This is a genomic window from Leisingera sp. S2M4 (assembly GCF_055398055.1).
On the sequence record NZ_AP040861.1, the window covers coordinates 2,960,633 to 2,987,104 of the forward strand.

The 26,472-nt window shown below is 63.5% G+C and carries 20 protein-coding genes, 1 tRNA gene and 1 other RNA gene; 15 read left to right on the forward strand and 7 right to left on the reverse strand.

Annotation, left to right across the window (positions count from 1 at the left end):
• Window positions 1–19: 19 nt before the first annotated feature.
• From chrA to ACZ52D_RS14405, 5 genes are all read right to left on the reverse strand, one after another.
• Complete coding sequence (gene chrA, locus ACZ52D_RS14385) at window positions 20–1,345, reverse strand: chromate efflux transporter (protein WP_464441723.1); 1,326 nt, start codon at window positions 1,343–1,345, stop codon at window positions 20–22.
• Between the two features lie 114 nt (window positions 1,346–1,459).
• Entirely contained in the window at window positions 1,460–1,987 is a 528-nt protein-coding gene (locus ACZ52D_RS14390; protein ID WP_464441724.1) for an ester cyclase, read from the reverse strand.
• A complete protein-coding gene (locus tag ACZ52D_RS14395; RefSeq protein WP_222453359.1) occupies window positions 1,978–2,409 on the reverse strand; it encodes an ester cyclase in 432 nt (143 codons plus the stop codon). Before ACZ52D_RS14395 ends, ACZ52D_RS14390 begins: the two co-directional genes overlap by 10 nt.
• A gap of 143 nt (window positions 2,410–2,552) precedes the next feature.
• Window positions 2,553–2,903, reverse strand: a transfer-messenger RNA (tmRNA) gene (gene ssrA / locus ACZ52D_RS14400).
• Window positions 2,904–3,089: 186 nt separating this feature from the next.
• Window positions 3,090–3,824, reverse strand: coding sequence for a FadR/GntR family transcriptional regulator (locus tag ACZ52D_RS14405; RefSeq protein WP_464441725.1), 735 nt, complete (start codon window positions 3,822–3,824; stop codon window positions 3,090–3,092).
• A gap of 124 nt (window positions 3,825–3,948) precedes the next feature.
• Between ACZ52D_RS14405 and ACZ52D_RS14410 the strand changes: the two genes are divergently transcribed.
• The 15 genes from ACZ52D_RS14410 (at window position 3,949) to ACZ52D_RS14480 (ending at window position 23,032) form a co-directional block, all read left to right on the forward strand.
• Window positions 3,949–4,719, forward strand: a complete 771-nt coding sequence (locus ACZ52D_RS14410; RefSeq protein WP_464441726.1) for a DUF2182 domain-containing protein — start codon at window positions 3,949–3,951, stop codon at window positions 4,717–4,719.
• A gap of 18 nt (window positions 4,720–4,737) precedes the next feature.
• Window positions 4,738–5,370 carry a DUF1326 domain-containing protein gene (locus tag ACZ52D_RS14415; RefSeq protein WP_464441727.1) on the forward strand — a complete coding sequence of 211 codons (633 nt, stop codon included), beginning with the start codon at window positions 4,738–4,740 and terminating at the stop codon, window positions 5,368–5,370.
• Window positions 5,371–5,384: 14 nt separating this feature from the next.
• On the forward strand, window positions 5,385–6,473 hold the full coding sequence (locus tag ACZ52D_RS14420) for a dimethylsulfoniopropionate demethylase (RefSeq protein ID WP_464441728.1): 1,089 nt from the start codon (window positions 5,385–5,387) through the stop codon (window positions 6,471–6,473).
• 57 nt (window positions 6,474–6,530) lie between these two features.
• Window positions 6,531–7,520 carry an acryloyl-CoA reductase gene (gene acuI / locus ACZ52D_RS14425; RefSeq protein WP_464441729.1) on the forward strand — a complete coding sequence of 330 codons (990 nt, stop codon included), beginning with the start codon at window positions 6,531–6,533 and terminating at the stop codon, window positions 7,518–7,520.
• A gap of 451 nt (window positions 7,521–7,971) precedes the next feature.
• Window positions 7,972–9,567, forward strand: a complete 1,596-nt coding sequence (locus tag ACZ52D_RS14430) for a BCCT family transporter (RefSeq protein WP_222453353.1) — start codon at window positions 7,972–7,974, stop codon at window positions 9,565–9,567.
• A 292-nt stretch (window positions 9,568–9,859) separates the two neighbouring features.
• Window positions 9,860–11,083, forward strand: coding sequence for an aminotransferase class V-fold PLP-dependent enzyme (locus tag ACZ52D_RS14435; RefSeq protein ID WP_464441730.1), 1,224 nt, complete (start codon window positions 9,860–9,862; stop codon window positions 11,081–11,083).
• Between the two features lie 24 nt (window positions 11,084–11,107).
• Window positions 11,108–12,532, forward strand: coding sequence for a cryptochrome/photolyase family protein (locus tag ACZ52D_RS14440; protein WP_464441731.1), 1,425 nt, complete (start codon window positions 11,108–11,110; stop codon window positions 12,530–12,532).
• Window positions 12,533–12,600: 68 nt separating this feature from the next.
• Window positions 12,601–13,806 carry a class I SAM-dependent methyltransferase gene (locus ACZ52D_RS14445; RefSeq protein ID WP_464441732.1) on the forward strand — a complete coding sequence of 402 codons (1,206 nt, stop codon included), beginning with the start codon at window positions 12,601–12,603 and terminating at the stop codon, window positions 13,804–13,806.
• Between the two features lie 31 nt (window positions 13,807–13,837).
• Complete coding sequence (locus ACZ52D_RS14450; protein ID WP_369928977.1) at window positions 13,838–14,278, forward strand: TrgA family protein; 441 nt, start codon at window positions 13,838–13,840, stop codon at window positions 14,276–14,278.
• Window positions 14,279–14,309: 31 nt separating this feature from the next.
• Window positions 14,310–15,434: an NUDIX domain-containing protein gene (locus ACZ52D_RS14455; protein ID WP_464441733.1), complete on the forward strand. Its 1,125-nt coding sequence runs from the start codon at window positions 14,310–14,312 to the stop codon at window positions 15,432–15,434.
• Between the two features lie 67 nt (window positions 15,435–15,501).
• Window positions 15,502–16,536, forward strand: coding sequence for a cysteine synthase A (locus tag ACZ52D_RS14460; protein ID WP_464441734.1), 1,035 nt, complete (start codon window positions 15,502–15,504; stop codon window positions 16,534–16,536).
• Window positions 16,533–18,983, forward strand: coding sequence for a DUF3772 domain-containing protein (locus ACZ52D_RS14465; RefSeq protein WP_464441735.1), 2,451 nt, complete (start codon window positions 16,533–16,535; stop codon window positions 18,981–18,983). The genes ACZ52D_RS14460 and ACZ52D_RS14465 overlap by 4 nt, the downstream gene beginning before the upstream one ends.
• Window positions 18,970–19,707, forward strand: coding sequence for an alanyl-tRNA editing protein (locus tag ACZ52D_RS14470; protein ID WP_464441736.1), 738 nt, complete (start codon window positions 18,970–18,972; stop codon window positions 19,705–19,707). Before ACZ52D_RS14465 ends, ACZ52D_RS14470 begins: the two co-directional genes overlap by 14 nt.
• Before the next feature lie 81 nt (window positions 19,708–19,788).
• A tRNA-Ser gene (locus ACZ52D_RS14475) sits at window positions 19,789–19,878 on the forward strand.
• A gap of 847 nt (window positions 19,879–20,725) precedes the next feature.
• A complete protein-coding gene (locus tag ACZ52D_RS14480; protein WP_464441737.1) occupies window positions 20,726–23,032 on the forward strand; it encodes a Hint domain-containing protein in 2,307 nt (768 codons plus the stop codon).
• Between the two features lie 124 nt (window positions 23,033–23,156).
• Here the strand turns inward: ACZ52D_RS14480 and ACZ52D_RS14485 are convergent, their stop codons facing one another.
• A complete protein-coding gene (locus tag ACZ52D_RS14485; RefSeq protein ID WP_464441738.1) occupies window positions 23,157–23,900 on the reverse strand; it encodes a nucleotidyltransferase family protein in 744 nt (247 codons plus the stop codon).
• Window positions 23,901–24,009: 109 nt separating this feature from the next.
• Complete coding sequence (locus ACZ52D_RS14490; RefSeq protein ID WP_464441739.1) at window positions 24,010–26,427, reverse strand: GcvT family protein; 2,418 nt, start codon at window positions 26,425–26,427, stop codon at window positions 24,010–24,012.
• Window positions 26,428–26,472 lie beyond the last annotated feature (45 nt).

A 26,472-nucleotide genomic window follows, 5' to 3' on the forward strand; every position in this document is an offset into this window, starting at 1 on the left:
GCTCGCTAGTCCCGTGCAGTCAGCTGATTGCAAACGGGAATTGCGCCAGAGCAAGACCCGCGCCTGCCATCGCCACCAGGAGCGCCGGTAGGTTGCCACGGCAGATCCATCCGACCGCGGGCGCCAACAGCACAAGGGCGGCTGCAACGGGGTCCACGCTGCTCCAGACCGGGACAGGAAGATGCAGCAGCCCATGCTCCAATGTCCGCGTCTGTTCAAAGACCACGTGGATCAGGAACCACAACGACAGGTTCAGTATGACACCGGCGACAGTGGCGGTGACGGCCTTCAACGCCTGTCCCAGCCGCGGGTGCGTGGCGATACGCTCGACGTATGGGGCGGCGGCAAAGATCCACAGGAAGCATGGAACAAATGTCGCCCAGAGCGCGACGGCACCGGCTGCGAGGAAAAGGGCGGTGCCCTGTTGCGTGAGGCCCGACAGCATCGCCACGAACTGGGTCACGAGGATCAGCGGGCCCGGGGTCGTTTCAGCCAGGCCAAGTGCGTCGATCATCTGCCCGGCGGTAATCCAGCCGAACTGGCTTACCACGGTCTGGCTGATATAGGCCAGCACCGCATAGGCACCGCCAAAGGTGACCACCGCCAGTTTGGCAAAAAACCAGCCCAGATCGCTCAGGAAATCCGCGCCTGCCAGCTCCAGCGCCAACAGCGGCAGCAGCCACAAGGCCCCCCACAGGACAACGGTGGACAGCGTGGCGGCGGCCCGAAACGGGGCCGGGGGGGCGGCGGGGGCGGCGTCGGTGGCAGGGCGGCGCAAGAGGCCGATGACAGCGGCCGCGAGAACCACAAGGGGGAACGGTACATTCAGAAAGAACAGCGCCGCAAATCCGCCGCCAGCCAGCAGCCAGTCGAGAGAATTGTGCAACGCCTTTGCCGACAGGCGTCGCAGTGCCTGCAGGATGATGATCACCACCGCCGCCTTGATGCCCAGGAACGCGGCCTGAACCGCGGGCATTGTGCCAAATTGCGCGTAAAGCCAGACCAGCAGGCCGATCACCACGGCCCCCGGCATCACGAATAATAGCCCGGCAAACAGTCCGCCGAGCGTGCCCCGCATACGCCAGCCGGTGTAGGTGGCCAGTTGCATCGCCTCGGGTCCCGGCAGCAGCATGCAAAAGGACAGGCCGCGCAGGAAGCTATCTTCGCTCAGCCAGGGGCGGTCTTCGACCAGTTCCTTGTGCATGAGCGCGATTTGCGCGGCGGGTCCGCCGAAGCTGAGGAAGCCGATGCGGCCGAAGACCCGCAGCATTTCGCCCCAGCCGGGATTGGTGGAAGCCCTATCGGAGGGGGAGTTGGGGGATTCCGCCTGGTTCCGTGCCACCATGGTGCGCCTGCCTCGCTGGATGTCCGGTACCGTCACCGGAAGCTGCTGTCTTGGGCGTGCGTCCCACGCGGGCAGGGGGCTGTCAAGAGAGGTGCAGCGGGCGGGCGGTACCGGTTACTTGAGGCGCTCGCCCGTCATGCAGATCGCCATTGCGTCCGGCGGCAATTGCCCCAGCATTTCAAACATGTGGAAGTAATCCATGTTGGAATGCATTTCGACGATCTTGCCGTTTTCGATCCGCGCCATGACCTGGCCGGAAATTTCAAAGGGGGTGCCGTCTTCGGGATTGCTGGTGGAGGCGATCAGGCGCGCGGACACCCAATTCTCTGTCTCCATTGCATGGGTGATCGTGACCCTGATCGGCCCCAGCAGATTGCGCACCGCTGCAACAACTTCGGCATATTCCGTTTCCGGTTCTGCAAGCGCGGATACGGCACCGGAGATTTCAGTTTCCGGCGTCAGGAATTGCGAGACGGCCTTCAGGTTGCCCTTGCACCACACCTCGTCAAACCAGCGCTGTATCACCGCGGTGAGCGGCATGTCCGCGGTCTGCTCAGGGTCGAACGAGGCCGCGAGCAACAAGGCGCGTTGCGTCGCCGGGGGGTCGTTTTGCGCGTGATCCGTCGATTTTCTTACCGCCATGTCAGCCCCTGACCCGCCAGACAGGCGGCAATGGTGTCCTGTGGCAATTGTCCCAACTGCTCGAACAGGGTGATGTAGTCGAATTGGCCGTAGGATTGCGCCATCTTTCCGTCTTTGAACCGGATCATCACCTGTCCCGTTGTCTGAATGGGAGCGTCCGTCGCGGCGCAGCAGCCATTGAATTCAATGCGTGCGGCCAGCCACTCGCCCTGTTCCACAGCTTGGGTGATCGAGATTGCGATCTGCTTAACCTGATGGCGCAGCGCCGCCACAAAATCCTGAAAGTCGTTGCGATTGAGGGGCAGGGAAGGGACCACACCGGTGGCGGTGACGTCCGCCGTGTAAAAACGCTCCAGATCGCTCAGGTCGCCACGGCTCCAGGCCTGGTCGTACCAGGCTTGCAGGATTTCGGTCTTGGTCATGGGCGAGGTCACAGTTCAAACAGCTTTCTGCCAGTTTGGCGGTCGCCATACAGTGCCGAGGCCGGATTGAAAACATCTGAATTACGATAACGCGACGAGGCAGTCCGGCATACCTCGAACAGAAAATTGGCGCGTTCGGGGAAAGTGCAGGTTTCTGTTGCCAGGTACCTGCGAACCCCGCCTTACGCGGCTAGGCGCAAGGGCTTAGATTTCGATTACTCGAACTGCTTACGCAGCCAGAGCAACCGGAGCACGATTGTCGTTTGCAATTGTACTGTTTTCGCCGGTAACGGTGGCAGACAGCCGAGACAAAGCTAACCCCTTTAGACGTCCGTCGATCCTATTTCGGCCCCATGATCCCCAAACGAAGGATATTGGTGGAGCCGCCGGGTACCGCCCCCGGGTCCGATCCGCTTATTACGAGCGCGTTTATGTCCATAGTTCCACGAGGGAACACGGGCTATATAGTGCGCTTTTTACGGGTTGCAAAGGGGGCGTGCGGATTTCGATCCGCATTTTTAGACGGGAATTGTCAGTGGCCGTAGCCAAGCGCGAGCGGCGCGCGAAAGGCTATTCAAAGCTCCGGTGGCCTTTATTCATGCAGCTCTACTGGCTTGCAGAACAATTCATGACCCGGCCACTATCCGGGGGGGCGGCTGAATGCGAGCCGGGTGTTCGCTTCAAGCGCTGCGGGCGGCACGCGCGGCAAAGACATCCGCGGCGAGCTTGCGGGTTTCGCCCTCAAGATCCTCAAGCCCCGCCACCGCGGCCGCCCCGTCTCCCACCTCGATCGCATCGGCGATACGCCCATGTAGGGCGGTGATCGTGGCGCGGTCGCGGGCGCTAAAGGTGATCATGTTCATGAGCGGTTGCATGGCTTCCACCGCACCGGCCAGCTGGTAGGAGAGCACCGGGTTGCCGGCGCCATCCACAAGCGCGCGGTGAAACGCAACGTCGGACGCGCAGAACGCCTCATCGGTCAAACCCGGCTGCTGCTGGCGAAAGATTTCCGCCCGCATCGTCGCCAGTTGATCGGCACTGCAGCGAGCGGCCGACAGTGGCGCGCAAGCGCGTTCGAGCGCGTAGCGCGCCTCGCAGGCTGTGTCAAAGCTCACCGCGTTCATGCTCAGCAGCAGGGTCGAGGTGGTGATCTGCTGGGCATAGGCATCTTCAAAGCTCAGTCGCTTCACAAAAGCGCCGCCCGTGGCACCCCGCTGGGTGCGGATCAGTGACTGCGCCGCCAGGCGTTTCAGGGCCTCGCGCACGGTTGGCCGCGAGACTTGGAAATGCTCGGACAGCTCTGCCTCGGAAGGCAGGCGCTCATCCACGTTCAAGTCGCCCGAAATGATGGCATCCTTGATCGCCTGAGCGATCTGCACCGATAGATCGGCGGAACTGTTTGGGTCGATCCGCATGTGACTGCCCTGACGCTGCGTTACGCCGGAAGAGGCCCGGCCAGAAATAATTTGTCTGACATTTAAAAGTCTGACATTTAAAACTCAAGACGTGAGTCGCAGACCCTCTTACCCGGAGCGCGCCATGAAAGCCATTCTGGCACAACGCATCAGGACCATGGCAGGCTGGCATTGGCTGGCCCTCTTCGGGCTGATCTTGGGGGCTTGGATCGTTCTCTACGCGATGTCGGTTCCGGCTGAGCTGCGGCAGGCGAGTGCGCTTTACGGGCCGGATTTCTGGCGCGATTTCTGCACCCTGACCCCGGATGCGGCGGGTTTCGCGAAGATGGCGATGATGTGGGCGCTGATGTCGGCCGCGATGATGGCACCGACGGCCTTGCCGGCCTTTGCCACCTACGAGGATTTGTCCCACACGGCGCCCGATACCGACTTCACCCGGTTGGTCGGCGGCTATCTGGCGGTGTGGGGCGGTTTTTCCGCCCTGGCGGGGCTGTTGCAGCTGCTGCTGTTCCGGGCGGAGTTGATTACCGCCTTCGGCGACAGCAATTCCCGCTACTTGTCGCCAGCGCTGCTGCTGATCGCGGGGGGCTACCAGTTCTCGCCGATGAAGGAAGCCTGTCTCAGCAAGTGCCGACGCCCGCTGGTGTTTTTCATGCAGCATTGGGAAGAAGGCCCGTTGCGCAACGGGGTGCGGCTGGGGCTGGTGTGCCTGGGATGCTGCTGGGCGCTGATGCTGCTGGCTTTTGTCGGCGGGACCATGAACCTTGCCTTCATGGGGCTCGCGACGGTGATCATGATTTTGGAAAAGCTGCCGGAGCTGGGCCGCTACGTCACCAAACCGCTGGGTGCGGGTCTGGTGGGGATGGCGCTGGCGCTGGCCGCAGGAATTGTCTGAACATTAGGGAGGAAAGAAATGGCACTCGACGCAGCAGTGGGCACCGTGCCCTGGACCATCAAGGGGGAGCTGATCCTCAACTGCAACTGCACCGTCTTCTGCCCCTGCGTGGTATCGCTGGGCCAGCATCCGCCGACCGAAGGCCACTGCCAGGCCTGGGCGGGCGTGCGCATCGACGAAGGCAGCTACGGCGAAGAGGACCTCTCGGGCCTGAACGTCGGCCTGTTTCTCGAGATCCCGGGCAACATGGGCCGCGGCAACTGGAAGGCCGCCGCCTTCATCGACGAGCGCGCCTCGGAAGCTGCCTATGACGGGCTGGTCAACATCTTCTCCGGCGCTGCCCGCGGCACCACCGGCCTGTTCTCGCTTCTGGTGAGCGAGTTCCTCGGCGCCGAACGCGCCCCCGTGGTGTTCGAAACCGAAGGCAAGGAGCGCCGCCTGATGGTCGGCAAGAAGATCCAGGGATCGGTGGTGCCGGTTGAGGGCAAGGACGGCAAGGACATTGTCGTCACCAACACCGAATATTGGATGGGTCCCGACATCACCGTGGCCAAGGCCACCAAGGGCCGCGTGCGCGCCTTCGGCCGGGTCTGGGATTTCGACGGCCGCTCGGCCGAGATCTGCCAGATCGACTGGCACGGGCCCAAGTAGGCGGAGGGCAGGGCATGGCCAGCATCTTCCCCTCGCGCCGCGTCCGGCGCACGCCCTTCTCCCCCGGCGTCGAGGCGGCGGGCATGAAAGTCTGCACCGTCTACAACCGGATGATCCTGCCGTCGGTCTTTGCCAGCCAGGAGGAGGACTACCGCCACCTGAAGACCCATGTGCAGGTCTGGGACGTCGCCTGCGAGCGCCAGGTTGCGGTGCAGGGGCGGGACGCGCGCAAGCTGCTCGACCTGATCAGCCCGCGTGACCTCGACGGCATGGCGGCGGACCAGTGCTACTACATGCCCGCCATCGACCGCGACGGCGGCATGCTCAATGATCCCGTGCTGGTGAAACTGGCCGAGGACCACTACTGGATCTCGGTCGCCGACAGCGACTACCTGCACTACGTGCTCGGCATCGCCGATGCGCTGGCGCTGGATGTGCGGGTGTGGGAGCCGGACGTGAGCCCGCTGGCGGTGCAAGGCCCCAAGGCCGATGAGCTGATGGCCCGCGTCTTCGGCGAGGAGGCGCGGTCGATCCGCTTCTTCCGCTACAAGCGTCTGGCGTTCCAGGACACCAGCTTCGTGGTGGCGCGCTCGGGCTACTCCAGGCAGGGCGGCTTCGAGATCTACGTCGAAGGCAGCCACTACGGCATGCCGCTGTGGGACGCGCTGTTTGCAGCGGGGGCGGACCTCGAGGTGCGTGCGGGCTGCCCCTCCACCATGGAACGGGTCGAGGGCGGCTTGCTCAGCTACGGCAATGACATGACGCGCGAGAACACGCCCTTCGAATGCGGGCTGGGCAAATTCGTCAACTCGCCGCGCGACTACATCGGCAAGGCGGGCCTGATGGCCCGGTCCGAGCCCAAGCAGCAGATCCGCCCGGTTGAGATCAGCGGGGAGATCCCGCCGATCACCGCGCCCTGGCCGCTGATCGCAGATGGCAAGCAGGTGGGGCAGGTCACCACCGCCACCTGGTCGCCGGACTTTGCCACCAATGTGTCGATTGCCATGGTCGCGCGCTCGCACTGGGATGCGGGCACGGTTCTGGAGGTGGAGACGCCCTTGGGCATGCGCCGGGCCGAGGTGAAGCCCGGCTTCTGGATTTGACGGCGCCCGCAGGCGCCAAAAGGAAACAGCGGGAAAGCCCCGCGGAAAGGAGACAGGATGAAAGCTCTGGTCGTACGTAAGGAAGGCGACGAAAAGCCCGTTGCCGCGGTCGAGGACATCACCGAGGACATGCTGCCCGAGGCTGAGGTCACCGTGGCGGTGGACTATTCCACCGTGAACTACAAGGACGGGCTCTGCATCGGGCCCGGCGGCGGTCTGGTGCGCAAGTACCCGCATGTGCCGGGCATTGACTTTGCAGGCACCGTGGAGGCCTCCTCCGATGACCGCTACAAGCCCGGCGACAAGGTGGTGCTCACCGGCTGGCGCGTGGGTGAGGCGCATTGGGGCGGCTACGCCCAGAAGGCGCGGGTCAAGGCCGACTGGCTGGTGCCGCTGCCCGAGGGGCTGGACACCCGCCAGGCGATGGCCGTGGGCACCGCGGGCCTGACCGCGATGCTGGCCGTGATGGCGCTGGAAGATCAGGGAATGGAAAAGGACCACGGCCCCGTGCTGGTGACCGGCGCTGCCGGCGGTGTCGGCTCGGTTGCCACCGCGATCCTCGCCAACCTCGGCTACGAAGTCGCCGCCGTCACCGGCCGCCCGGAGCAGGCCTACTACCTGAAATCGCTCGGCGCCACCGAGATCGTCGCGCGTGACGAGCTGACCGAAGTCACCCGCAAGCCGCTCGAGAGCGAGCGCTGGGCGGGCTGTGTCGATGCGGTTGGCGGCGCGATGCTGGGCCGGGTGCTGAAGCAGATGAAATACGGCACCTCGGTTGCCGCCATCGGCCTTGCAGGCGGCGCCGCCATCGACGGCGCGCTGGTCACCCCCTTCATCCTGCGCGGCGTGAACCTCTTGGGCATCGACTCGGTGATGCAGCCCTTCGCCAACCGCCAGCGCGCCTGGCAGCGCATCGCCAGCGACCTGCCGATGGACAAGCTTGAGGCGATGGTGCAGCCCGCGACGCTCGCAGACCTGCCGGAGCTTGGCAAAGGCATTCTCAAGGGGCAGGTCAAGGGCCGCGTCGTGGTCGACGTGAACGCCTGACGCGGCGCGCACAGCATTTGCATAAATTTGACAGGGGGCGGTCTTTGGACCGCCCCTCTCTTTTCGCTGCTGCTTCCTCAGCGCGCTTCGACACAGCGTCCTGACGCTGTTGCGCCGCAGGCAGAAGCCGGTTCAGCCCGATCCCGGGCTGTCTGTTTTACGATCCTGATCATTGCTGTTAGGTAGCCCGCTCGCAGGAGGCTTTTGCCGTCCTGTCCCTGCCGACGTGCGGCGTGGAGATCGCGCTTTGATTGTATTTTGTCGGCGGTGGACGGGCGCGATGGCCATAGGATTGCGGCATGGATGCGCAGGTTTGCGCACACGCCACGGGGCTGGTCTGTCACAAATCTGTGGCAATGTCGCTTTTTCGCGGATTGGAGTCTCAATTTCGGCTCCGTCGGCGGCGGATCCTGCGGATGACAGAAGGACTGACTAAACGGGGAGACAAGTCATGACGACAGAATCTACTGAGTCCGATGCCGACTATGAGGTCGGGCAGGACAATATCCAGGTACTGGGACTGGATGTACATAACCCGGTGTTTGCCATTTCGGCTGTGACCATCGTCGCATTCGTCTTCTTTTCGCTGGTGTTCAAGGAGCAGGCCTCCGAATTCTTTGGTTGGCTGCGCCCGACGTTGACCAGCAAGTTCGACTGGGTCTTCATGATCTCGACGAACATCTTTGTGCTGTTTTCGCTGTTCCTGGTGGTGTCCCCCTACGGCAAGATTCGCCTCGGCGGCGATGACGCACGGCCGGACTACTCCTATGCCGGGTGGTTCGCGATGCTGTTTGCCGCGGGCATGGGCATCGGTCTGGTGTTTTGGGGCGTTGCAGAGCCGATCTCGCATTTCGGCGCCTCCGTCGGCGGCACCGCCGTTGGCGAGGATGGGCTGCGCACCGACTGGGCACCGCTCGGCGCCGCCGCAGAGAACCCGGAACAGGCGCGCTCTCTGGCGATGGCATCGACCATCTTCCACTGGGGCCTGCACCCCTGGGCGGTCTATGCGATCGTTGCCCTGGCGCTTGCCTTCTTTTCCTTCAACCGTGGCCTGCCGCTGACCATGCGTTCGGTGTTCTACCCGCTGTTCGGCGAGGCGACCTGGGGCGTGATGGGGCATATCGTCGATGTGCTGGCGGTGTTCGCCACCATTTTCGGCCTCGCAACCTCGCTCGGATTGGGGGCGTCGCAGGCGCTGGCCGGTCTGAACTACCTGTTCGGCGTGCCGCTGACCGACGGTATGAAGGTGGCGCTGATCGTGGCGATCACGCTGTTTGCCTTGGTGTCCGTGGTGGCCGGCCTGGAAAAGGGCGTCAAGCGTCTGTCCGAAGCCAACATGATTCTCGCAGCCGTTCTGCTGGTGCTGGTTCTCCTCGTTGGCCCGACTGTGGCGATCCTCTCCGGCTTCTTTACCAATCTGGTGGATTACGTGGTCTACCTGCCGGAACTGTCGAACTGGGTTGGCCGGGATGACACCAACTTCATGCAGGGCTGGACCACCTTCTACTGGGCATGGTGGATCTCCTGGTCGCCCTTCGTCGGCATGTTCATCGCGCGTATCTCGCGCGGGCGTACGGTGCGGGAGTTCGTCACCTGCGTTCTGCTGATCCCGACAGTTGTCGGCGCCCTGTGGATGAGCGTCTTTGGCGGTGCGGCACTGGATCTGGTCATGGGCGAAACAGGGCAGGCCCTGCAGGATGCGGCGCTTGAGCTGAAGATGTTCAAACTGTTTGAGACCTTCCCGCTGACCGGCATTCTGTCTTTCGTCGGTGTCATCCTGGTGGTGGTGTTCTTCGTGACCTCCTCCGACTCCGGGTCGCTGGTGATCGATACCATCACCGCCGGCGGCAAGACCGATGCGCCGACCGCCCAGCGTGTGTTCTGGTGCATTCTGGAAGGGGCCATCGCCGTTGTGCTCCTGCTGGGGGGCGGCCTCGGCGCGCTTCAGGCCGCCGCCATTGCGACCGGTTTCCCCTTCGCAATCGTGCTGGTGCTGATGTGCGTGTCGGTCTTCATCGGCCTGGCCCGTGAGCGACGCCTCAAGTAAGCAGGCCCATCGTGCGTAACCAGAAAGGCCCCGGCGTTCGTCGGGGCCTTTTTCATGTCGGCTGCGCGAGTGCCCGGGCGCGGCGACGCATACCGCGCAATCCCGGTTGACCGCCGGGCGGCGGGTCCGCTACGCAGGTTGTGTCCTGGTCTGACGTTTCTGACTTGCAGGACTGCCGACGGTCCCTCAATCCTGATGCGGGAGCGCGGCTCGGCTGGAAGACCTGCCATGCCCGGGGTGCCCCTGACATGTGCAGTCGGCCCCCGACCCGCAGCGATTGAGGAGACATGCGATGAGCGTTTTGGATATTGATTTCGTACGGGCACAGTTCCCCGCTTTTTCCGAGCCACCCCTTCAGGGGCAGGCGTTCTTTGAAAACGCGGGCGGCTCCTACACTTGTCGACAGGTAATCGACCGGCTGACCCGCTTTTACACCCAGCGCAAGGTGCAGCCCTATGCCCCCTACGAAGCCTCGCGTCTGGCAGGGGCCGAGATGGACGAGGCTCGCAGCCGGTTGGCTGCATTGATGGGCGTTGCGACCGAGGAGTTGAGCTTTGGCCCTTCGACCACGCAAAACACCTATGTGCTGGCGCAGGCGTTCCGCCAGTTCCTGAAGCCGGGCGAGGCGATTGTCGTCACCAATCAGGACCACGAGGCGAACAGCGGCCCCTGGCGGCGGCTGGCGGACGCAGGCATCGAGGTCCGCGAATGGCAGATCGATCCGCAGACCGGGAGCCTGGATCCGGCGCAGCTGGAAAACCTGCTGGATGACAAGGTGCGTCTGGTCTGTTTTCCGCATTGCTCCAACGTCGTGGGAGAGATCAACCCGGTTGCCGAAATCACCGCCATCGCCCATGCCGCCGGTGCCTTTGTCTGTGTCGACGGGGTGTCATATGCGCCGCACGGTCTGCCGAACGTGGATGACCTGGGGGCCGATGTTTACCTGTTCTCCGCCTACAAGACCTATGGGCCGCACCAGGGGGTGATGGTGATCCGCCGGGTGCTGGGGGAGCTGCTGCCGAACCAGGCGCATCACTTCAACGGCGACACGCTGTACAAACGCTTCACGCCCGCGGGTCCGGACCACGCCCAGGTCGCAGCCTGTGCAGGGATCGCGGATTATTTCGAGGCGCTGGCGGCCCATCACGGTCATCAGGGCGATACCGCCGAAACCGGGGCTTTTGTCCACGACCTGATGCGCGCTCACGAGGTGGACTTGCTGCAGCCCTTGCTGGACAGGCTCGTGGCGCGGAACGATCTGCGGCTTCTGGGGCCTTCGGACGCCACCCGGCGTGCGCCCACTGTGGCGCTGGCGTTGGGACGCCCGGCTGAACCGGTGGCGGCGCATCTTGCTGAGTTCGGCATCATGGCGGGCGGCGGTGATTTTTATGCCCAACGGCCATTGGAGGCTATGGGGGGTGATCCGGCGCAGGGCGTGCTGCGTATCAGTTTCACCCATTACACCTCAAGCGCCGAGGTCGAGAAGCTGACCGAGGCGCTGGACCGCGTGCTCTAACGCACCAAGACCAAAGGATAGACCATGAGCAGCTGCCCTCCCGTGATCTGGTGGATCAGGCGCGACCTTCGCCTGCATGACAACCCGGCGTTGAAGGCGGCGCTCGAACACGGCGGGCCGATGCTGCCGGTTTATATCTTGGATCCGCAGGAAGAGGCGCTGGGCGCTGCGCCCAAGTTCCGTCTGGGGCGGGGGCTGGAGCATTTTCAGCAGGTGCTGGAAGGGCTCGGCTCGCGCCTCATCCTGCGGCGTGGCGCCGCCGCCGCGGTGCTGGAGAAACTGTGCGCCGAGACTGGCGCGAAGATGGTCGTCTGGTCGCGTCTTTATGATCCAGAGGCCATCGCGCGCGACAGCGAGGCGAAACAGCTGCTGAAGGCGCAGGGGATCGACGCAAAATCCTTTAGCGGTCGACTGCTGTTTGAACCATGGACGGTCGAGACCAAGGCCGGCGGCATGTTCAAGGTCTACACGCCGTTCTGGAAATCGGTACGCAGCCGCGACGTTGCGGATCTTCTGCCCGCCCCGAACAGCCTGCCCGCGCCAAAGGCATGGCCCAAGAGCGAGGCGCTGGCGGATTGGGCGCTCGATGCGGGAATGTCGCGCGGGGGCGACGTAGTCGCCCGTTTCTGTCACGTGGGTGAGACGGCCGCGCTGAACCGGCTATCGGACTTCCTCGAGCAGCGGGTGGATGCCTACAAGGAACGCCGCGACTTTCCGGCGGAGGATGCCACCTCTGGCCTGTCAGAGAACCTGGCCTGGGGCGAGATCAGCCCGCATCGCATGTGGCATCAGGCGCGCGCGGCCATGCAGCGCGGCGGGCAGGGCGCCGAGACCTTCCTCAAGGAACTGGTCTGGCGCGAGTTCGCCTACCATCTGCTCTATCATTCACCACATATCCTGACCCGTAGCTGGCGCGATGAATGGGGCCAATTTCCCTGGCGCAAGGAGGACAGGGACAATTTGGCCGCATGGCAACGCGGCCAGACTGGCTATGATTTCGTGGATGCCGCCATGCGCGAGCTCTACGTGACCGGCAGGATGCACAATCGTGCGCGGATGATCGTTGCCAGCTTTCTGTCCAAACACCTGATGATCCACTGGAAATGTGGAATGGATTGGTTCGCGCAAACACTGGTGGACTGGGATCCGGCCAGCAATGCGATGGGCTGGCAATGGGTGGCGGGGTGCGGCCCCGATGCTTCGCCGTTCTTTCGCATCTTCAACCCCGATGGCCAGCTGCAAAAATTCGACGCGAAGGGCGTTTATACCAGCCGCTGGATCGCCGAAGGACAGAGCGCGCCGCCCGAGGAGGCTCTTGCCTTTTTCGACGCCGTGCCGCGCAGCTGGAACCTGACGCCGGACATGGCGCGCGCGACCCCCGTCATCAGCCTGCAGCACGGACGTGAACGGGCGCTGGCAGCCTATCAGAACATGCGCAACGCGGGCTAACGCACAGTTTTCTTGCCACAAAGCGTTCCGCGCCCTAGCATTTTGTAAGGATGCCGAGGAGGTGCGGAATGATCTTCACACAGACCGAAGGCCACAGCGATCTGCCGCGCTACTTTGCACCGGTCTTTGCGCAGGTGCAGCGGATGGAGGTCGGACAGCTGGACATCCACTTGCCCGATGGTCGCATCTTTCGGACCGTGGGGGCGAACCCCGGCCCGGCCGCGGATCTGCGCATTCACAACCCGGATTGCTTCACCCGGCTGATCCGCGAAGGTGATCTGGGCTTCTCGGATGCCTACCTTGACGGATGGTGGAGCACGTCGGACCTGCAGGCGTTCATGGATCTGGTGCATATGGGCGCCGACACGGTTTATGACGGGTTCCAGGGCCGCGCCCTGTTGCGTGCCTATGAACGGCTGCGCTTCTGGCTGCACCGCAATCACCGTCGCCAAGCGCGCAAGAACATCTCGCATCACTATGACCTCGGGAATGACTTCTACCGCCTGTGGCTGGATGACACGATGACCTATTCCAGCGCGCTGTTCACCACCGGCCAGCAAAGTCTGGAAGCGGCGCAGATTGCCAAATACGCCTCCCTCGTCGATCAGATGGGCGTAAAGCCCGGCGATCACGTGCTTGAAATCGGCTGCGGCTGGGGCGGGTTCGCGGAATACGCGGCCCGCGAACGCGGCCTGCGGGTAACCGGGCTGACAATCAGCAAGGAACAGCTGAGCTTTGCACGTCAACGCATTGATGATGCAGGGCTTTCTGATCAGGTCGAACTGCGGATGCAGGATTACCGCGACTGCCGGGGCCAGTTTGACGGCGTCGCCTCGATCGAGATGTTCGAGGCCGTTGGGCAGAAATACTGGCCGACCTATTTTGCCGCGGTGCGTGACCGGCTGAAACCGGGCGGACGGGCCACCTTGCAGATCATCACCGTTGCCGACCGCCGATGGGAGGTCTATCGCCGCGGCGTGGACTTCATCCAGAAATACATCTTTCCCGGTGGCATGCTGCCTTCGCCTTCAGCGCTGCGCGAGCAGGTGGAACAGGCCGGGTTGGGGGTGGTGCGCAAGATCGAGTTTGGCGACAGTTACGACCAGACATTGCGGCGCTGGCATGAGACCTTCAATGCACGCTGGGACCAGATCGCGGCCCTGGGGTTTGACGAGCGGTTCCACAAAATGTGGAACTTTTACCTGACCTCTTGCGCGGCAGCCTTTAAAACGGGAAATTGCGACGTAACGCAGATTACCCTGGCCCATCGCTGAACCGGGCAGGCCTGACAACGGAACCGCGCCCATGCCTACAGCCGCCCGCCTGATCGCCGCCATATCCTTGGGCGCGGTGGCTTTCGTGGTGTCCTACCTGGTGATGCCGCTGCTGCCGGAGGGCACGGATTTCGGCTATTTCGTACATGTGAATGTCGCCCTCGGGCTGCTGTCTGGCTGGATCTTCATGGGGCGGCGCGCCGGACGCGGGGTGGTGCCTGCCATCAACAACGGTCTCACCGGCATGGCGGTGATGGTGCTTTGGGCGCTGTTCGCGCAGGGCACATGGGAGATGTTTCGTCTGGCCATGCGCCATCGCTACGATGGCCCGTTCGAAGCGCTTTCGGCAATTTTTGTTATTGCGCTGGAGTACTTCTTTGTTATCGCTGTGCCCAGCGTCATGCTGACCTTGATCACGGGCGGCATCCTGGCGGGCCTGGTGACCGAAAACGCCTTTCGACGATGGCGCTGATTTTAAACAACTTATCAATAGGTTATGACACGTGGCTGATCTGTTTTTCTATGGCACGCTGCGCCATCTCCCGCTGCTCGAACTGGTGCTGGGTCGCAAAGGCGAAGATTTGGATGCCGTGCCCGCGCAGCTGCCCGGCTACGGCGTTTTCTGGGTCAAGGATCAACCTTTCCCCGCGATCGAGGCGCGGGCCGGATGCAGCGCGGATGGCCTGCTTGCGCGGGGGCTGTCTGATGCGGATCTGGCCGCGTTGAACTTCTATGAAGGCGGGTTCGACTATGCGCTGGAGCGTGTCACGGTGCAGCTTGCCGACGGCAGCGAGGCTGTCGCGCAGGTCTATTTCCCCGAGCCGGGGTTGTGGCAGACCGGCGATCCTTGGGACCTGGAGGAATGGGTGCGGCAGTGGGGGGCGCTTTCCCTGCGCGCGGCCGAGGAAGTCATGGCCTATCAGGGCCGGATGACTGCGCAGGAAGTGGCTCGCGTCTTTCCCTCGATCCGCCGTCGCGCGGCGGCCTGGTTGGCGGGACAGGCCCGCCCGGCCGATCCGGCGCATGATCCGGCGCGCGACGTCGTGGTGCATGATCACAAACGCGCCTACATGAACTTCTTTGCGATGGAGGAAATGGACCTGCAGTTCCGTCGCTATGACGGCAGCCTCAGCTCGGTCATCAATCGCGGCGCCGCAATGGTCGGCCATGCCTCCGTGGTTCTGCCCTATGACCCCCAGCGGGACCAGGTGCTGCTGGTCGAACAGTTCCGGGCACCGCCCTTCATCATGGGCGACACGTCCCCGTGGATGTGGGAGCCGGTGGCCGGGGTCATCGATCCGGGCGAAACTGCCGAGCAGGCGGCCATTCGCGAAGCGCAGGAAGAGGCAGGCGTTGCCATCCGGCAGCTCGAAGTGGTGACGCGGGCCTATCCTTCCAGCGGCGCGCTGGCCGAATTCATCCATGTGTTTGTCGGCCTGTGTGATCTGTCCGACCTCAACGGAGGTGGCGGCATGGCGGGGGAGGGAGAAGACATCCGCAGCGAGATCATCAGCTACGACACGCTGATGCTGAGGGTCGACGAGCAGGCCTACAAGGATTTGCCGCTGATGATCTGCGCATTGTGGCTGTCACGCCACCGGGAACGTCTGCGCGCCATGCATCTGTGACCGCTTCGCTGCTTGTGGTCGCCTGATGGCTTGGCTACACCTGAGGGGAACGATTGAAAGGGATACCATGCGCATTGCACGCGATCTGGCTGATGCCATCGGCCACACACCTCTTATCCGCCTGAACCGCGTCAGCGAAGAGACCGGCTGCGAGATCCTGGGCAAGGCGGAATTCATGAATCCCGGCCAGTCCGTCAAGGACCGCGCCGCGCTCTACATCATCAAGGATGCGATCGCCCGTGGTGAGCTGAAGCCGGGAGGCACCATTGTCGAAGGCACCGCCGGCAACACCGGCATCGGCCTAGCCCTGGTTGGGGCCTCGATGGGGTTCAAGACGGTTATCGTGATACCGGAAACCCAGTCGGAAGAGAAAAAAGACATGCTGCGCCTCGCTGGCGCGCAGCTGGTTCAGGTGCCTGCGGCCCCCTACAAGAACCCCAACAACTACGTGCGCTATTCCCAGCGGCTGGCCGAGGAACTGGCCAAGACCGAGCCGAACGGCGCGATCTGGGCCAACCAGTTCGACAACGTCGCCAACCGCCAGGCCCATGTGGAAACCACCGGCCCGGAGATCTGGGAGCAGACCGGTGGCAAGGTTGACGGCTTTGTCTGCGCCGTTGGGTCCGGCGGCACGCTGGCGGGCGTTGCCGAGGCATTGCAGCCCAAGGGCGTCAAGTTCGGTCTCGCCGATCCGCTGGGCGCGGCGCTCTACTCCTATTACACCGAGGGCGAATTGAAGTCCGAGGGCAGCTCGATCACCGAGGGCATCGGCCAGGGCCGCATCACCAAGAACCTCGAAGGCTTTACGCCCGATTTCAGCTATCAGGTGCCTGACGCCGAAGCGCTGCCTTATGTCTTTGACCTGCTGCACGAAGAAGGCCTGGTGCTGGGCGGCTCGTCCGCGATCAACATCGCCGGTGCCGTGCGCATGGCCAAGGACATGGGGAAGGGCAAGACCATTGTCACGGTGCTGTGTGATTACGGCACCCGTTACCAGTCGAAACTGTTCAACCCGGACTTCCTGCGGGAAAAGGATTTGCCGGTGCCGGAGTGGATGACCCATGCACCCGCCTCGATTCCCGGCGTTTTTGAGGACGTATGACACCTATCATAACCGCTTTGCGGGCATTGCTGCTGGGGCTGGCCTTGATGGCCAGCCTTGTCATGCCTGCCATGGCCCAGCTGAGCGAAGAATCGCGGGCCGCCTATCAGAAATGGCTCAAGACCGCGGAACGCGCCGAAGAGGTCATTGACGCCAACCGCGCCTCCAGCGCCGCAATGGAAGCCCTGCGGCTGGAGCTGACCAGTTACCGCCAGGAGTTTCTTGAGGCCCGGACCGACAACGGTGACCGGATCCGCACCCTGGAAAGTCAGCTTGAGGCCCTCGGACCTGCCCCCGGGGAGGGGGAAACCGAACCCGAAGACATCGCCCAGCTGCGTGCATCGCTGCAAAGCCAGCTGAACGAGCTGAAAGTACCGCGCATCGTCTCCGAAGAGGCCTATAACCGGGCCAACGGGTTGATCGCGGAAATCGACAAGATCATCCGCGAGCGCCGCACCCGAACCTTGCTGGAGCGCGGCCCGTCGCCGCTCAACCCTGAACATTGGGGGGAGGCCTGGCGGGCGCTAGCGCGCTCGGGCACCGCGCTCTGGAACGAAACCGCCTACAAGATCGGCAGCGCCACCACGCGGGAACGCATTCAGAACAGCCTGCCGGCGTTGCTCTTCCTGCTGACGATCTCGCTTCTGTTATTGCTGCGCGGGCGCCCTTGGGCGCATCGGGCGGGCGAATACCTGCGCAGCTTCGGCAGCAGTGGCCGCGGCGTGTGGACCTTCGTGGTATCGCTGCTGGAGGTCATTTTGCCGTTCGTCGGCATCATCTGCCTGGTGGCGGCTGTCAACCTGTCGGGTGTCCTGGGGATCCGCGGCTCGATCCTGCTGGATTACGTCCCGGGCTGGGCGTTGCTGATCCTGTCGTTCCATTGGCTCGGCAATCAGCTGTTTTCCAGCCGCATCGAAAACGAACTGGTGCCGGTACAGGAAGGTCGGCTGAATGAAACCCGCCTGATGGTGGACATCCTAGCGCTGATCCTTGTGGCGCAGGACGTGCTCCGACAGCTGGAGGTCATCGACAACCTGCCGCCGGAGGCGCATTCGGCGCTCAGCTTCCCGCTCATCCTGGCGGCGGCCCTGGTTCTGCTGCGCCTGCACCGCATCGGCGTCAAGCAGCGCCAGAAACAGGCTGAAACCGATACCGAGGAAGATGGCGCCCTCACGGCGGGCGCGAACCGCGTCATTTCGATCGTGCGCCGCGGCAGCTATCTTCTGGGGTTCATCGCGCCCGTTCTGGCAGCCTTTGGTTATGTCAACGCTGCCGAGGCGCTGATCTTCCCGGCGGTTTCCACCCTGGCGCTGCTCGCGGCCCTTCTGGTGGTGCACCGGTTCCTCGATGACCTCTATGGCTGGTTGTCGGGGCAGGGGCAGGACGCTCGCGAATCGCTGGTTTCGGTCATGCTCGGCTTTGCGCTGGCGGCGGTATCGTTGCCGCTGCTCGCGCTCATCTGGGGCGCCCGGGTGGCGGACCTGACGGAGCTTTGGTCGAAGTTCCTGGCCGGTTTCAGTGTCGGCGATGTGCAGATCTCGCCGACGGCCTTTTTGACCTTCGCCATCGTCTTTGGTGCGGGCTACACGGTCACCCGGCTGGTTCAGGGGTCGCTTCGCAACTCGTTGCTCCCGAAAACCCGAATCGATGCCGGCGGGCAGAATGCGATCACCGCCGGGCTGGGCTACGTCGGTATCTTTCTCGCCGCTCTGGCCGCGATAACCAGCGCGGGCATTGATCTCACGGCGCTTGGCTATGTCGCGGGTGCCCTGTCGGTCGGTATCGGTTTCGGTCTGCAGAACATCGTCTCGAACTTCGTGTCGGGCATCATCCTGCTGATTGAGCGGCCGATCTCCAAGGGCGACTGGATCGAGGTCGGTGGCCTGATGGGTTACGTGCGGGACATCTCGGTCCGCTCAACCCGGATCGAGACCTTCGATCGCTCGGACGTGATCGTGCCCAACTCAGACCTGATTTCCGGCACCGTCACCAACTTCACCCGCGGCAACACTGTCGGTCGGGTCATCGTTCCGGTCGGCGTGGCCTATGACACTGATCCGCGCAAGGTCGAGGCCATCCTGAGCGAGATCGCGCGTGCGCACCCGATGGTGCTGCTGAACCCTGCTCCCTCGGTGGTGTTCCAAGGGTTTGGTGCCGACAGTCTCAACTTTGAGATCCGTGCGATCCTGCGCGATGTGAATTGGGTTCTGTCCGTGAAATCCGACATGAACTACGAGATCGCCAAACGGTTCCAGGAAGAAGGGATCGAAATTCCCTACGCACAACGCGACATCTGGATTCGCAACCCCGAGGCGCTGGCCGCTTCGGGCGTGGCTGGGGCAGGCGGGCGCGCGATGCCCCCATCCTCGGCGCCTCTGAAACCGGATGCGGAGGATTTGAACCTGACGGACGACGCTGACGAAGGGGATTCGGATGTCGACAAGTGAAAGGCTGTTTGACAGCGACGCCTATGCCCGAACCGCAGAGGGGCGGGTGCAGGCCCACGTAGATCTGGGAGACGGGCAGATCGGAGTCGTGCTGGACCGCAGCCTGTTCTATCCCACCGGCGGCGGTCAGCCCGGCGACACCGGGCAGCTCAGCTGGGCGGGCGGGCAATGCCATGTCTCGACCACCCAGAAGGGCGAGGCGGGCGGTATTGTGCTGGTGCTGGCAGACGGCGACGTACCGCCCGAGGTCGGCGCGACCGTCACCCAGACGCTGGATTGGCAGCGGCGCTATGGCCACATGCGCGTGCACACGGCCCTGCACCTCCTCTCGGTCGTGATACCCTTCCCGGTATCGAGCGGGGCAATCACCGCCGAGAAGGGGCGGCTCGACTTCAACATGCCCGAAGCCCCGGCCGACAAACAGGCGGTGCAAGAGCAACTGCAGGCGCTGATCGACCGCGATCTGGATGTCGGCGATGACTGGATCACCGACGCCGAGCTCGATGCAAATCCACAGCTTGTCAAAACCATGTCCGTCGCACCTCCCCGCGGAGCGGGCCGGGTGCGCCTGGTGCGTATCGGTACCGAGGATGAACAGGTGGACCTGCAGCCCTGCGGTGGCACCCATGTCGGACGTACTGCGGAAATTGGTCGGATCCGGATCGGGAAGATCGAGAAAAAAGGCAAGCAGAACCGAAGGATATACCTGCATCTGGAGGGCTGAGACGGTTTTCGGGGATAAGTGAATTTTTTGCTGATTCAGCTCTTGCATTTCTCCCCGCAATCCTTCAAAAGCCCCCTCAACGGAGAGGTGGCCGAGTGGTCGAAGGCGCACGCCTGGAAAGTGTGTAGGCGGGAAACCGTCTCCAGGGTTCGAATCCCTGTCTCTCCGCCATAACCCCAATCATCGCGATCCGACCTTAGTGGCACCGCTGGTGTTTCAGTGTTGACCGGCTGCGTTGGGTGCTGACGACCTTTTGTCAGGGATACGTAAGATGCCGATTATGGGATGGTGCGCCCAACTCGACTTTGAGTTTTCCCGCGCGGCAATTGTTAAAGTATTCAACTTTTTTTCTTTGCGCTTGACCGTTTTCGCTTGTGACTGATTCGTGAGCCCAGCCCGCAGCGTTTCCGTTTCTGGAAACAAAGCATGCTATTTTCCCCAATTGGGCGAAGATGAGTGACTTTACGGAAAGTGCTGTTAACCATTGACTGATCTGCGTTCCGCCTGGTCAGGCTTTGACGTCTGTTTCCAATTTTTGGCCAATTGAATGCCAAAAGGGTCCGGTTTCCCCGGATTTCCGGCGATAGGCGTCGTTTGCTTTTGGAAATTCCCCGTCGTTGGTTCCAAAGTGGAAACAATGGCGACCGTCAGGACGGACGCGACGCGAAAGGGATTGGCTGCGGCCCCAGTTAATGCAGGTTTAAGGAAATTTTTATTCTTTGTGGAGCCGCGAGGCTCAAGTAAGCATGTTTCAGCCCATCTGGGGGGCAAGCGCTGTACGCTGCTGGATTGTCGGCCCGCAAAGACGCCCGGACGTTCGTCTGGTTGCATTGTCGCGGTGACGGAACGGCAGGTGAAGGCATCGCCACCGCGCGCCGGTTTTGATGCGCGGCGCGGTGGCTTCGTGCAGAACGCCGGTTTGGATGAGCGGATTTTATTCAGGGTTCCGCATAAGCGTGCGGCTGTTCGGCTGGTCCCGGGAAGGGGCTTGGGGCCAGATCGGTAAGGAGAGTGTTTGATGACCACGATTGTTGACGAGCCTGAGAACGGTCGCGACGGAATCGTCGAGGGGACCGGCGGCAATGACCTGATTGATGGGGATTATACCGGCGACCCTGAAGGCGACATGGTCGATAATGGCGATGCCATCGACCCTGCGGCAGGCCCCGACGATGACGTGATCGAAGCCGGTAGCGGTGACGACACTGTTTATGCCGGGTCCGGACAGGATACCGTGCACGGCGGCAGTGGTGATGACGTGATCCACGGCGATGGACATTCCGGTGGCTCCAGCGCGATCAGCGTTCGCATCGACGCCAACAACGGCGGGTACGTGAACAGTGTCTTTGCCTACACGATCGACCCTGCGACCGGCGAAATCGGCGATATCGTCGAGCTGACCGCCAGTGCAAAGGACAATGTCGGTCAGGTCTTCACTTATCACGCCCCGGAAGGTGCCTTGGTCGGGATCGGCATTTCCGGGCCGGGCGGCACCTTCTATTCCTCCGGCTATGGTGCGAATGCATCTCTGAACTCGGATGGGCTGCCGCACACCGGTGGCTTCGGCCAGAACCCGGACGGTTCGGTCTCGATCGGCTTTGAGGACATGGCTAATCTGGGCGACCAGGATTATGACGACGTCTTGCTGACCGTCGACCTCGGAACCTCGGGGGCGCGGTTAGACAACGCGCATTATGACTATGCCTCCGATCCCGAAGGCGCGGTCTATGGCGGCGACGACAGCCTTGTCGGCGGCGAGGGTGACGACACCATCATTGCGGGCGCCGGGGATGATACCGTCGAGGGCGGCGACGGCTCCGATTCGGTTGAAGGCGGGGCCGGGGATGATGTCATTGACACGTCCGGCGGTGACGCGCTGCCCGACCGTGGCTTTCCGGGCTACAGCGGGACCAATCCGAACATCCCCTATGTGCCTGCTGATGGTGACCCCTACGATGATCGCGATACGGTCATTGCCGGTGCCGGCAATGACACCGTCACCACGGGCGATGATGCCGATGTGATCGATGGCGGCAGCGGCATGGATGTGCTTGATGGCGGCATCGACGACGACAGTATAGACGGCGGCGCAGACGACGATGTGCTGATCGGCGGCGAAGGCTCCGACACGCTTGTCGGCGGCAGCGGCAACGACACCATTTACGGTGGCCTGGATCCGTCAGTTTCGGACCGGCTGAACATCACCGATGATGGCAGCGACGGACGCCCTGCGGATCCGGACCCGACCAACGGCCGGGACATCATCCACGGCGGTGCCGGGGATGACGTGATCTATGGTCAGGACGATGACGACCTGATCCGGGGCGGCAGCGGCAATGACACCATCGACGCGGGCATCGATGATGACACCGTCCTTGGTGGCAGCGGCGATGACGTCATCCGCGGCGGGCAGGGCGACGATCTGCTGCGCGGTGGGCGCGGCAATGACGCCATCGACCTCGGCGCGGGGGACGGCGAGGACCGCGCCTACGGCGGCGTCGGGTCGGACAGCTTTACCGGGATCAGTGCCGGTGACGTCGTCTATGGTGGAGAGGACCCGGATGGGTCCGACAACGACGTCCTGGATCTGACCGGTGCCGCCGAGGCGCAGAACCCCGGTGGCAGCCTCAGCGTGACCTATGATGCCAGCAACCCGGAAAATGGGACGGTGACGTTCTTCGATGCCGAGGGCCACGCCACCGGCAGCGCGGAGTTCTACGAGATCGAACGCGTGGTGGTGCCCTGCTTTACGCCCGGGACTCTGATCGCGACCCCCGATGGTGAACGCCGTGTCGAGGAGCTGAAGGTCGGTGACAGGGTCATCACCCGTGACAACGGCATTCAGGAGATCCGGTGGATCGGAAGCCGCGCCCTGGCAGCCGCCGACCTGGCGGACGCGGAGCATTTGCAACCGGTCCTGATCCGTCAGGGCGCTCTGGGCAACGGGTTGCCGGAACGTGACATGATGGTCAGCCCCAACCACCGCGTGCTGATCGCGAACGACAAGACCGCGCTGTATTTCGAAGATCGCGAGGTTCTGGTGGCGGCCAAGCATCTCACCGGGTTGGATGGTGTGGACCAGGTGGCGACCTCGCAAGTGACCTATATCCACTTCATGTTCGACCAGCACGAAGTGGTGTTGTCTGACGGGGCCTGGACCGAAAGCTTCCAGCCGGGCGACCATTCCCTGCGTGGACTGGACAATGCGCAGCGCAACGAATTGTTCGCACTGTTCCCGGAACTGAAGTCCGAACAGGGCCGGATAAGCTACGCCGCCGCACGCCGCGCGCTGCGCAAGCATGAGGCACATCTTCTGGTGCACTGAAAGGTGCAGTCGCAGCCTTGGGGGAGGTTGCGGCAGCTGGCAAGATGTGGCGGGGCGGGGCTTTAGGTCCCGCCCTTTCCGTATTGTCGCCTTGGGTGATCCGTGCGTGAGTCGGGGGCTCGGGTCAGCGCTGTTCAGTGCTACGCCATCTGGCCCAGTCTTCGGGCGTGTCCAGATCCGTCAGCGCCCGGTTGCCGGGCAGGGGCACGGGATGAACCGTCTCACGAACCAGCAGCGGGCGGGCGCCCTGGTCGCCCGGCAAACCTTGCAGCGCGGCAAAGCAGCGGCGGGGAAACAGGACGGGGTGCCCCGGTTTTCCGTCTGCCGTGCAGGCGCGCAGAATTTGTCCGTCATGCTCAGGCGCTTTCGCGGCGATGGACAGCAGGTCATCAGTGGTGATCTCCGGCATATCGGCAGGCAGTATCATCACTGCATTGGTCGCCACTGGCAGCGCCGCCACGCCGCGGCGGATAGAGGCTGCCATGCCGTCTGAGGCGTCGGGGACTTCGACGGGCCGCGCCGCGCCGATGTGGTCAGCACGCGGATGGTCGAGGCCAGGCAGCGTGACGTAGGTGACCAGTCCCGTCAGCGTGGCCCGGCGACACATCACCGACAACAGGGGCTGGCCGTCAACCACCTCCAGCAGCTTGTCACGTCCTTTCATGCGAGAGGAGGCACCGGCGGCGAGCAGAAGGATGGAAATCGTGGTCATCTGTATCGGGTCCTTGGCAACCGGTGGAACGGCCCTGCGCTCGCGGCAGGCGTGATCGGCACCGAGGAAATCAGCGATCGCCCACAGGCGCAAGCCGAGAGGCGGTAGCCGTGGATAGGTCAGCACCGATGACCAGATGTTTCGCGCGCGAAACATTCGGGTAGCGGCCCTGACGTATCCGTTGCGGCCAACTCAGCGGGGAGCGCGCGCCGCTCAGGCAACGGCGCGCAGGCAGGTCAGCATTGTTGTCCTGCCCGGGGCGGTTTCATCCACGCATTTGGGCGCCGTCGGCGTCAAACAGCGGCTCGGTCATCAGGCGCGCCTTGTACCGCTTTCCCAGGATTTCAATTTCCACCTGCAGACCGTCCTCGATGCGGTCCGTCGGCACGAAGCCCAGGGCGACGGATTTCTGCGCGTAATGCGAGTAGCCACCCGACGTGCAGAAGCCGACCACGGCGTCCTCAAGCCAGATCGGCTCATAGGCCACCACATCGGCGTCGTCCGTTTCCACCTCGAAGGCGCAGAGCCGTCGGGCAGGTCCGGCGTCCCGCTCGGCCTCGGCGGCGGCGCGGCCGATGAAATCCGCGGGCTTCTTGAAGGAGATGAAACGGTCGAGCCCGGTTTCGGCGGCGGTATAGTCGGGGGAGAACTCCCGCAGCCACGAGCCGAAGTACTTGTCGAGCCGGAGCGACATCATCGCGCGCATGCCGAAGGGTTTCATGCCGTGCGGTTGGCCTGCCTCCCACAGCGCGGTCCAGAGCGCGCGCTGGCTGGGCAGGTCGCAGAAGATTTCATACCCGAGCCCGCCGGTGTAGCTGACCCGCTGCACGATGCAGTCTGCCATACCCACGGTGAGACGGCGCACGTCCATGAAGCGCATCTCCGAAATGTCTTGCCGCGTGCAGGCCTGCAGAATGTCGCGGGCGCGGGGGCCCGCGATCTGGAAACCGGTACGGCTGTCGGAGATGTTCTCCACCCGAACGCCCTCCTGCGCGTGCTGCTGGAACCAGCGCATGTGATAGGCCTGCGCGCCGTAGGAGGCGGTGAGCTGGAACTCGTCTTCGGCGAGGCAGGAGATGGTGAAGTCGCCGATCAGCCGACCCCGAGGGGAGAGCATCGGGGTAAGCGACAGGCGGCCCGGCTGCGGCACGCGGCCCGCCATGATGCGGTCGAGCCAGGCGCGGGCGCCGCGGCCGGTGATGCGGTACTTGCCGAAGTTGTGAACCTCATTGATTCCAACAGCTTCGCGCACGGCCTTCACCTCGCGCGCGGTGGCGTCAAAGGCGTTGGAGCGGCGGAAGGAGGGGGTCTCGTACCGGGGTTCGCCGTCTGCGGCGAAGTAGTTCGGCACTTCCAGCCCGTATTGCGCGCCCCAGACCGCGCCCATGCGATCGAAGATGTCGTACATCGGTGTGGTGCGGAACGGGCGGGCGGCGGGCAGCTCCTCGTTCGGGTAGGCGACGGAGAAGCGTTTTTGGTAGTTCTCGATCACCTTGGGGCGGGTGTAGCCCGGGGTGATCCAGTTGCCGAAGCGGGCGCAGTCCATCGCGAAGGTGTCGCGCTCGCATTCGCCCTCGACCATCCATTGCGCGAGCATCAGGCCGACGCCGCCGCCTTGGGAGAAGCCGGCCATCACCGCACAGGCGGACCAGTAGTTCCGCATCCCCGGCACCGGGCCGACCAGAGGGTTGCCGTCTGGCGCGAAGGTGAAGGGGCCGTGGATCACCGATTTGACGCCCGCGCGCTCCAGCGCCGGGAAGCGGCGGTAGGCGAAGGCGATGGAGTCCTCGATCTTGTCGAAATTGTCGGGCAGGAGTTCGTGGCCGAAGTCCCAGGGCGTGCCGTCCACCGCCCAGGGTTTGCAGGGCTGTTCGTAGAAGCCGATGCAGAGGCCGCGGCCCTCCTGCCTCAGGTAGCTTTCGCCGGCCGGGTCCATCACGTGCGGGTGCTCGCCGCCCGCGTCGATGATGGCGGCGATCTCGGGCACCTCGTCGGTGACGATATACTGGTGCTCCATCGGGTGCAGCGGGAAGTAGATGCCGGCCATGGCGCCGACCTCGCGCGCCCAGAGGCCGCCAGCGTTTACCACGTGTTCGGCGTGGATGGTGCCCTTTTCGGTCACCACGTCCCAAGTGCCGTCGGGGCGCTGGTTGGTCTCCACCACCTTGCAGTGGGTCTCGATCGTGGCGCCGCCCATGCGTGCGGCCTTGGCGTAGGCGTGGGTGGTGCCGGAGGGATCGAGGTGGCCATCGAGCGGATCGTAGAGCGCACCGAGGATGCCGTCGGTATTGGTGATCGGCGAGAGCTTCTTCACCTCTTCAGGACCGATGATTTCGGTCTCCAGCCCCATGAAGCGGTGCTTGGCGCGCTCCGCCTTCAGCATGTCGAACCGTTCCTGGTTGTCGGCGAGGGTGATGCCGCCGACGTGGTGCAGCCCGCAGGACATGCCGGTGAGTGCTTCCAGCTCGCGGTAGAGCTTGATGGTGTAGCCCTGCAGCGCCGCCATGTTGGTGTCGCCGTTCAGCGTGTGAAAGCCGCCCGCCGCGTGCCAGGTGGAGCCGGAGGTGAGCTCCGAGCGTTCGATCAGCATGACATCGGACCAGCCGAGCTTGGTCAGGTGGTAAAGAACGGAGCAGCCGACAACGCCGCCGCCGATCACTGCCACGCGGGTGGTGGTTTTCATCTTGGCCTCCCTCTTGAACCGTCGTCTTCATTCTGGACATATGTG